The sequence below is a fragment of the Microcoleus sp. K1-B1 genome (assembly GCF_036704705.1).
In the GTDB taxonomy this organism is placed as follows: Bacteria; Cyanobacteriota; Cyanobacteriia; order Cyanobacteriales; family Microcoleaceae; genus Microcoleus.
Map to the genome: position 1 here is coordinate 1 of NZ_JAUBSH010000158.1, position 6,641 is coordinate 6,641.

Sequence of the window (6,641 nt, forward strand, 5' to 3'; positions counted from 1 at the left end):
AGTGAGGGTAATTGTTTGGCCCGCAAGTGTGGAGGCAAATTCAATGGCATCGCCGGCTGCTGCGGAGGCGATCGCATCTCTCAAGGAACCCGACCCGCTATCATTAGTGTTAGTAACGGTAATAGTCTTTAAAGTCCCTCCGTAATTCGCCATTGCTTCTGGAGTCAAGGCTAGCGGTGCTTCAATATCACCCTTGGCAAACTCCAAATTCCAGTTACCACCGCGGCCAGTGCGATCGCTAGATGCCGCAATATCAGCCCCCGTTAACTCGCCCAGGCGATCGACAAAATCGCTTCCCGAACCCGCAGCAACATCACAACCATAAAGTACAATATCTGCTTTGTCGCTTAGCGCATTTCGCCACCCTTGTAACTGGCTTTCATATTGCGGCAAATTATCCGAACTCAGCGTTGCAGAACCTAGCTGCAAGCTGCCAGAATTGCCGTGAGAAAAAACGTGAACTTGGTCTACAGTTTCCCCCGCAGCAGCAATTGTTTGCAGTTTCGCAGTAATTTGCTCGACTCCGTTACCATTTTTATCTAAAATGATGATCTCTGTACCGGGAAGCACGCCATCGGCAAGAGTTTGATAGGCATCTAACTCGGAATCAATGAAGACAATAGATTTAGAACGAGAATTGCGGCTCGCAGATTGTGAATCAATACTGGCAAAAGTTGAGTTCATTTCGCATACCCTATGAGAATGTTTGCTATTTGCTGGTAGATTCACCTTGAAAGCAGAAGACTAGAAATGCAGAAGGCAGTAGGCAGACTTAAAACCTCGGTAATCCATCTGGGAGATTAAAATCAAGGAAAAAACTTTAATTTTATCCCTAAGTGAAATCCGACACTTGTCTCCCTAATCAGCTTTTGCTGTGTGAAAGTTGCGATTTTTTTAGCAATTAACGGCAGCCGAGGCTGTAATGTAAATAGTCCGGCACTGGGAACCTCTCTATGTAGATTTGCCATGCACATCCTTAGCCATATAAGTAGTCCATCAAACCATTGGGAAGCCTTGGTCAGGTAAAATTCAGAAAAGATTTTCTGGGGTTCCGAATTTCTCAGAATCGCTCTAGCTAGTACCTGATACATTCACATTAGAGAAAACCAGGAAAATTTCCTGTAAGTTTGATTAATTTAACTTGTTTCCTACCTGTAAAAAAGTTCCCAAAAATCTAAAATTTATTGTTGAGAAAGCTGGCTTTATTCAGGCACTACTTATGGCTAGCCAGCTCAGGATTGCAATAGACGGATGTGCCTCATTCTAGGTGGGGGCGATCGGCAATAAACAAGATTTATTACCGATCGCACTTGAAAAGAATCAGATCGATCGCTCCTATTCGTTGGCGTAGCCCCCGTAGGGGCGGGCGACGCTAACGTCATTCACCAAATTTCAGGAGTTTGAGAGCTTTCTTCACCACTTTTAAACGGGCTGGCTGCTTATAGCGCACCCTACCCCAAGCAGTTAGATTGTTACCTGAGTGAAATCGCTAGCGCTGAGAATACCGGGGGTAATATTGTTAAGCTTCGCCAACAATTGATTGGTGTCCGTCACAGTAATCAAAGTTTGATTGTTGCTGGAAGTAATACTGAGTTGATTAAAACTCAAACCAGAACTCAACCCAATTAAATCCTCTCCCTTGCGGAAATCCGTAATAATGTCGCTACCCAAACTTTGATTGAGGAAAAACACATCATTTCCCGAACCACCAGTCAATGTATCATCCCCAACATCCCCGGAAAGGAAATCGTCCCCAGCACCGCCGCTAAGGATATCATTAGCCTTGCCGCCGTAAAGCGTATCGTTATCGGTGTCGCCGAACAGCACATCGTTTTCATTGCCGCCCAAGAGTAAGTCGTTGCCCTCACCACCATCGAGACTGTCGTTTTCTTTGCCGCCGTACAGGGTGTCATTTCCCAATAAGCCAAAAATCAGGTCTGCACCTTCATTGCCAAAGGCAATATCGTTGCCGTTTCCAGCATTAATTGTGTCATTTCCTAAGTTGCCTAAAATGTAGTCGTCGCCATCTTCACCCAGCAAGATATCGTCATCTTTACCGCCGAAAATGCTGTCGTTACCAACGCCGCCGGCAACGGTATCATTGCCGAGATCTCCCCTCAAAAAGTCGTCGCCCTCACCACCAACAACAGTGTCATTATCTTTGCCAGCGTAGATGGTATCGTTGCCAGCGTCGCCAGAGATGAAATCGCTGCCTTGATTGCCGAAGATTGAGTCGTTATCTGCGCCGCCGTCAATGTTGTCATTGCCGCCCATGCCGTAGAGAGTATCGTTATCGGCTTGTCCGTTAATTGACTCGTTGATGACACCGCCCATGATGAAATCGTTATCCTCGCCGCCGTTGATAGTTTGTTGGACGGGGTTGGGGGTGATGGTGGCAGGATCTAGTTCCGGGGCGTTGAGGTCATCGAGCAGGGAACCATCCGAGGCCGGAGTTGGAGTCGGTGCGGGAGTTGGTGTCGGCGGCGGAGTCGGCGCAGGTGTGGGAGTAGGCACCGGTTCGGGCGTCGGAGTTGGCGCAGGTTCCGGTGTGGGAGTAGGCGCAGGTTCCGGTGTGGGAGTAGGCGCAGGTTCCGGTGTGGGAGTAGGCGCAGGTTCGGGCGTCGGAGTTGGCGCAGGAGTCTCAGTCGGAGTTGGGGCCGGGGCAGGTGTCGGAGTTGGCGCAGGCGCGGGTGTCGGAGTTGGCGCAGGCGCGGGTGTCGGAGTTGGCGCAGGCGCGGGTGTCGGAGTTGGCGCCGGGGCAGGTGTCGGAGTTGGCGCAGGCGCGGGTGTCGGAGTTGGCGCAGGCGCGGGTGTCGGAGTTGGCGCCGGGACGACACTACCTCCCAATTCAAAAGATCCGCTGTCCACGATCGCACCTGGAATGCTGTCCCCATCTTGAGGGCGAGTCACGCCACGCTGATCCGTAGTGGGTGCGCCGGTGGCAATCCCTTTATCAATTGCCGGACTTCCTGTCAGCAACGGCCTGACTAAAGCGCCGTTGAGGGTTTGCAAAGGGCCAAGTAAGGGGTCTGCGATCGTCACACTTGTCGTCACCTTGGTATCGGTGGCAATCAGCGGCCACTGAAAATTCCCTCCTTGATCGCTATATTGGGCGGTGGCGTGTTGCTGAATGCCCCAAGGGTTTCCTCCGTTAGCCGCTGTATTGTTGGCAAGAATCGTGTTTTTGAGGGTGACATTATTGGCAGCGGCGAAGATACCTCCACCAACCCAGCCTGCAGAATTATCGGCGATCGTCGTGTTGAGAATGGTTGTGGGTGCACCAAGAGTCATTGCACCGCCGAGTTTGTTGAAATCACCAGCAGCAAACGCCGTGGAGTTGCCAGAAAACGTACTGTTAGTAATCGTAGTAGGGGCATTTCGCATCCACAGGCCGCCACCTTGATTGCCGGCTTTGTTGCCCGCAAAGGTGGTGTTGGTAATGGTCAATCCCTGGTTGGTGCTGTCGCTCAAAATCGTTACCCCACCACCGTTTCCAGCATTTCCACCGTTGGGAAGCGACAGAATTTCGTTGTTTTGGAATGTGCTGTCTGCAATACTTACGCTGTCTTGGCTGCCGGTGAACAGATAAGCTGCGCCTCCTTCACCTCGACCTTTATTGTCTTGAAATACGCTATTGGTAATCTTAATTGTGCCGGAAGCTTCGCTGGGATTGCTGGCTCGATCGGTATAAAGTGCGCCGCCGAAACCCCTTAAGAAAGAATTGGGCTGCCCTGTGGCGAAAGTGGCTGCCGTGGTGTCGTTGCCGATGAATCGGGAGTTGTCAATTGTCAGCTTACCTTGAAGGCTGTTAATCGCCCCGCCGTTAATTCCTTTGTTGTTGGTAAATTCGCTGTTGGTGACTGTAATAGTTTTGAAACTCAAAAAGCCGATCGCACCTGCACCGCGTTCATCGTTAGCTGCGGTGGCTACGTTGCCAGTGAATTTACTGTTGGTAACAGTCAGGGTATTGTTGAAATTACCGAAAATTGCGCCACCGCCTTTATCGGCGACGTTGTTGTTGAACTGAACGTTTTCTACGGTGAGGTTTACTTCGTCGGTTGTGCCGATCGCGCCACCTCGATCCGTAGTTTTGCCGTTAGTAATAATGAGGTTTTTGACCTCAAAATTAGTAGCAGTCGCCACGTTGGCATTGACAAAAAAGGCGCGGGATGCGTTGTTACCACTGATAGTTAAACCCGGTGCGGCGGCGCCGTCAATCGTGATGTTTTTGCCAACGGGAATATCGAGTTGACCGCTGGTGAGGGTAATGGTTTGGCTGGCTAAACCTGGAGCGAAGGTAATGATATCGCCGGCAACAGCGGTGGCGATCGCAGCCCTTAATGAGCCTGGCCCGCTATCGCTATTGTTGGCTACTACGATCGTAGCTAAATCACCTTGGTAACGTGCCATAGCCTCGGACCCCAAGGCTAAGGGAGATTCAATTTTGCCCTTAGCAAATTCTAAATTCCAGTTGCCGCCACGGCCGGTTGTGTCGGTAGATGCCGCAACGTCAGCCCCGGTTAATTGACTGAATCGATTAACGAAATTAGCACCTGTACCGCCTGCTACATCGCAGCCGTAGAGCATGATGTCTGCTTCTGGGGCTAGTGAAGTTTGCCACTTTTCCAACTGGCTTTTGTATTGCTCTATGTTATCTGAACCCAGAGCGGTACTGCCTAATTGTAGGCTGCCTGAACTGCCGTGAGAAATAATGTGAACCGAGTCTATCGCCCCGTTAGTAGAGGCGTATTTTTCCATCTCGGAGGTGATTTGTTCGATGCCGTTTTTGGTGCGATCGAGTATTACTACCTGCTGTCCTGGCAGCACTCCCGCTGTAATTGACTCGTAATCTTCCACGCCGGAGTCAATGAAGACTAAGGAGCGCAGTGGCATTTTTTTCAAAGCAGATTTTGAGTTAACTTGAGCGACTGTAGAACTCATATTGGAGACTCCATTAAGGGCATTATTAGTAGATACACCCCGGAGTAATCTCATCAGGCTTATTTGATTATATCTTAACACCCAAATTTGGAAATGGTCTCATTTTAAAAATATTTTTAGTGATTTATTTTGCTCGGCATTTGCCTTTTACCTCTTGAGTCAAATGGAAATTTGAGCCTCTATCTATGGGAATAGATCGCAATATTAATCGGCAATCTTGAAATAAATCTAGGTTCTATTATCCAATTTTTTTTGACCTGATTTTGCTAATAGTAGCCTGAATTGAGGGATGCGGAAATAGGGGAGGTAATTCACCTCCGAATAACTCCTCTTATATTTAGTAGTTCTTATGGGAGTGGGAGATTTTACGTATTGGCACAAGGCACTAGAGTTTCCCTAGCTATATTTCATCCAAGGGAAAACTGAATTATGTATATTTTGAAGAATTCTATATGCTTTGAAGCTGCTAGGTTGGCGGTACACCCAAATACTGATTACCAGGACGTTTGGTCGCATTTACTAACAGTCAAAACGGTCTAATATTAAGTGGAACCCATCGCGGGAAATCAATTGGCTTATGGGGGGCTACCGACACTGTGAGGACTGCCCACCTCACTACAAACGTGATTCAAATTATTCAGCGCGAATTGATATGATTGCAGATTGAGTCAGATCTAATCGTTGATTGCGATCGCCCCTGCGTCCCTAATTACAATTGCATTCGAGTTCAGTCGCCCTCGGTACGTTCCATAAGCTGTTGCGGTCTTTAAATTGTCTGTCAAAAAAAATCAAAGTCTTGTGGGGAGTAGGGGTTGGGCGTCCCGCCCGCCCTGAATATACACTTTAAATGCGCGACAGCTTACTCTGCATTAAATTACTCTCCTTAATTAGCAAACAGTCGATCGCGCCCACCGCCGTTGCTGAGTGTATCACTATATCGATCGGCATAACACGAACCAAGTCCGCTGTTTTGAGTCAGAGAAGTATGCGATTTTGGCAATTGACTTTTGTATGGTTCCAGGTAATCTGAACTGAGGATAACAAAGCCTAATTGCAGTTGGCCCGATCGGCCCTCAGAAATTGTGCCAACTTTGTCAATCTCTCTAAGGATAGAGGCATATTTTTGAAGTGCCGAGGTAATTTTCTCGATGCAGTCAGATTCCCCAGCCAAAATTCTGGAAACCAAATATCCACCTTCATTGATGCTGGAGTCCTTGAATGCAAAGCTTTTGGATGGGGAATTTGCGTATTCCGAGGCGGGAGTCGTTTCCCTTAAAGAAGTCAACATATTCCGTCCTCCAAAAGTGAGTTTAGCGGTAGATACAGCCTTGGATTCAGAGCTTCTGAAACTGCCAGCGACCTTGTTTATTTCGCTCATTCTTATTTCACCTATCTATCAGTTTCCCCTATTTCTGCAGCACTGCCATCCGCGATCGCACGGAATTTATATTCTGCGTGTTTTCCCTTACTTCCGGCAAAGGCGCAATTACCGATCGATCCGGTATCCTATCCGTGATCCCACTTTCACAAAAGAATCCCACCGTAAGCCGGCGCTTCAAACCTCGATAGTCTTCAGTCATTCCCCCATGTAAAATCTAAAATCTAAAAGGGTATGACACTTAGTACTGTACTTTAGACTAAATAAAGATGAGAACGGTGGCTTTGAGAAGAACTAAAGCCACCGCGCCGGGAGAGAATAA

Annotated in this window: 4 protein-coding genes; all 4 read right to left on the reverse strand. The window is 48.4% G+C overall.

The window, feature by feature from the left end; genetic code table 11:
- Positions 1 to 684, reverse strand: a 684-nt coding sequence (locus tag QUA83_RS29660) for a DUF4347 domain-containing protein (protein ID WP_333297756.1), incomplete at its 3' end; no start/stop codon positions are given.
- A gap of 780 nt (positions 685 to 1,464) precedes the next feature.
- On the reverse strand, positions 1,465 to 4,941 hold the full coding sequence (locus QUA83_RS29665) for a DUF4347 domain-containing protein (RefSeq protein WP_333297757.1): 3,477 nt from the start codon (positions 4,939 to 4,941) through the stop codon (positions 1,465 to 1,467).
- Between the two features lie 883 nt (positions 4,942 to 5,824).
- On the reverse strand, positions 5,825 to 6,229 hold the full coding sequence (locus QUA83_RS29670; RefSeq protein WP_333297758.1) for a DUF4347 domain-containing protein: 405 nt from the start codon (positions 6,227 to 6,229) through the stop codon (positions 5,825 to 5,827).
- 118 nt (positions 6,230 to 6,347) lie between these two features.
- A complete protein-coding gene (locus QUA83_RS29675; RefSeq protein ID WP_333297759.1) occupies positions 6,348 to 6,521 on the reverse strand; it encodes a hypothetical protein in 174 nt (57 codons plus the stop codon).
- Positions 6,522 to 6,641: the final 120 nt, after the last annotated feature.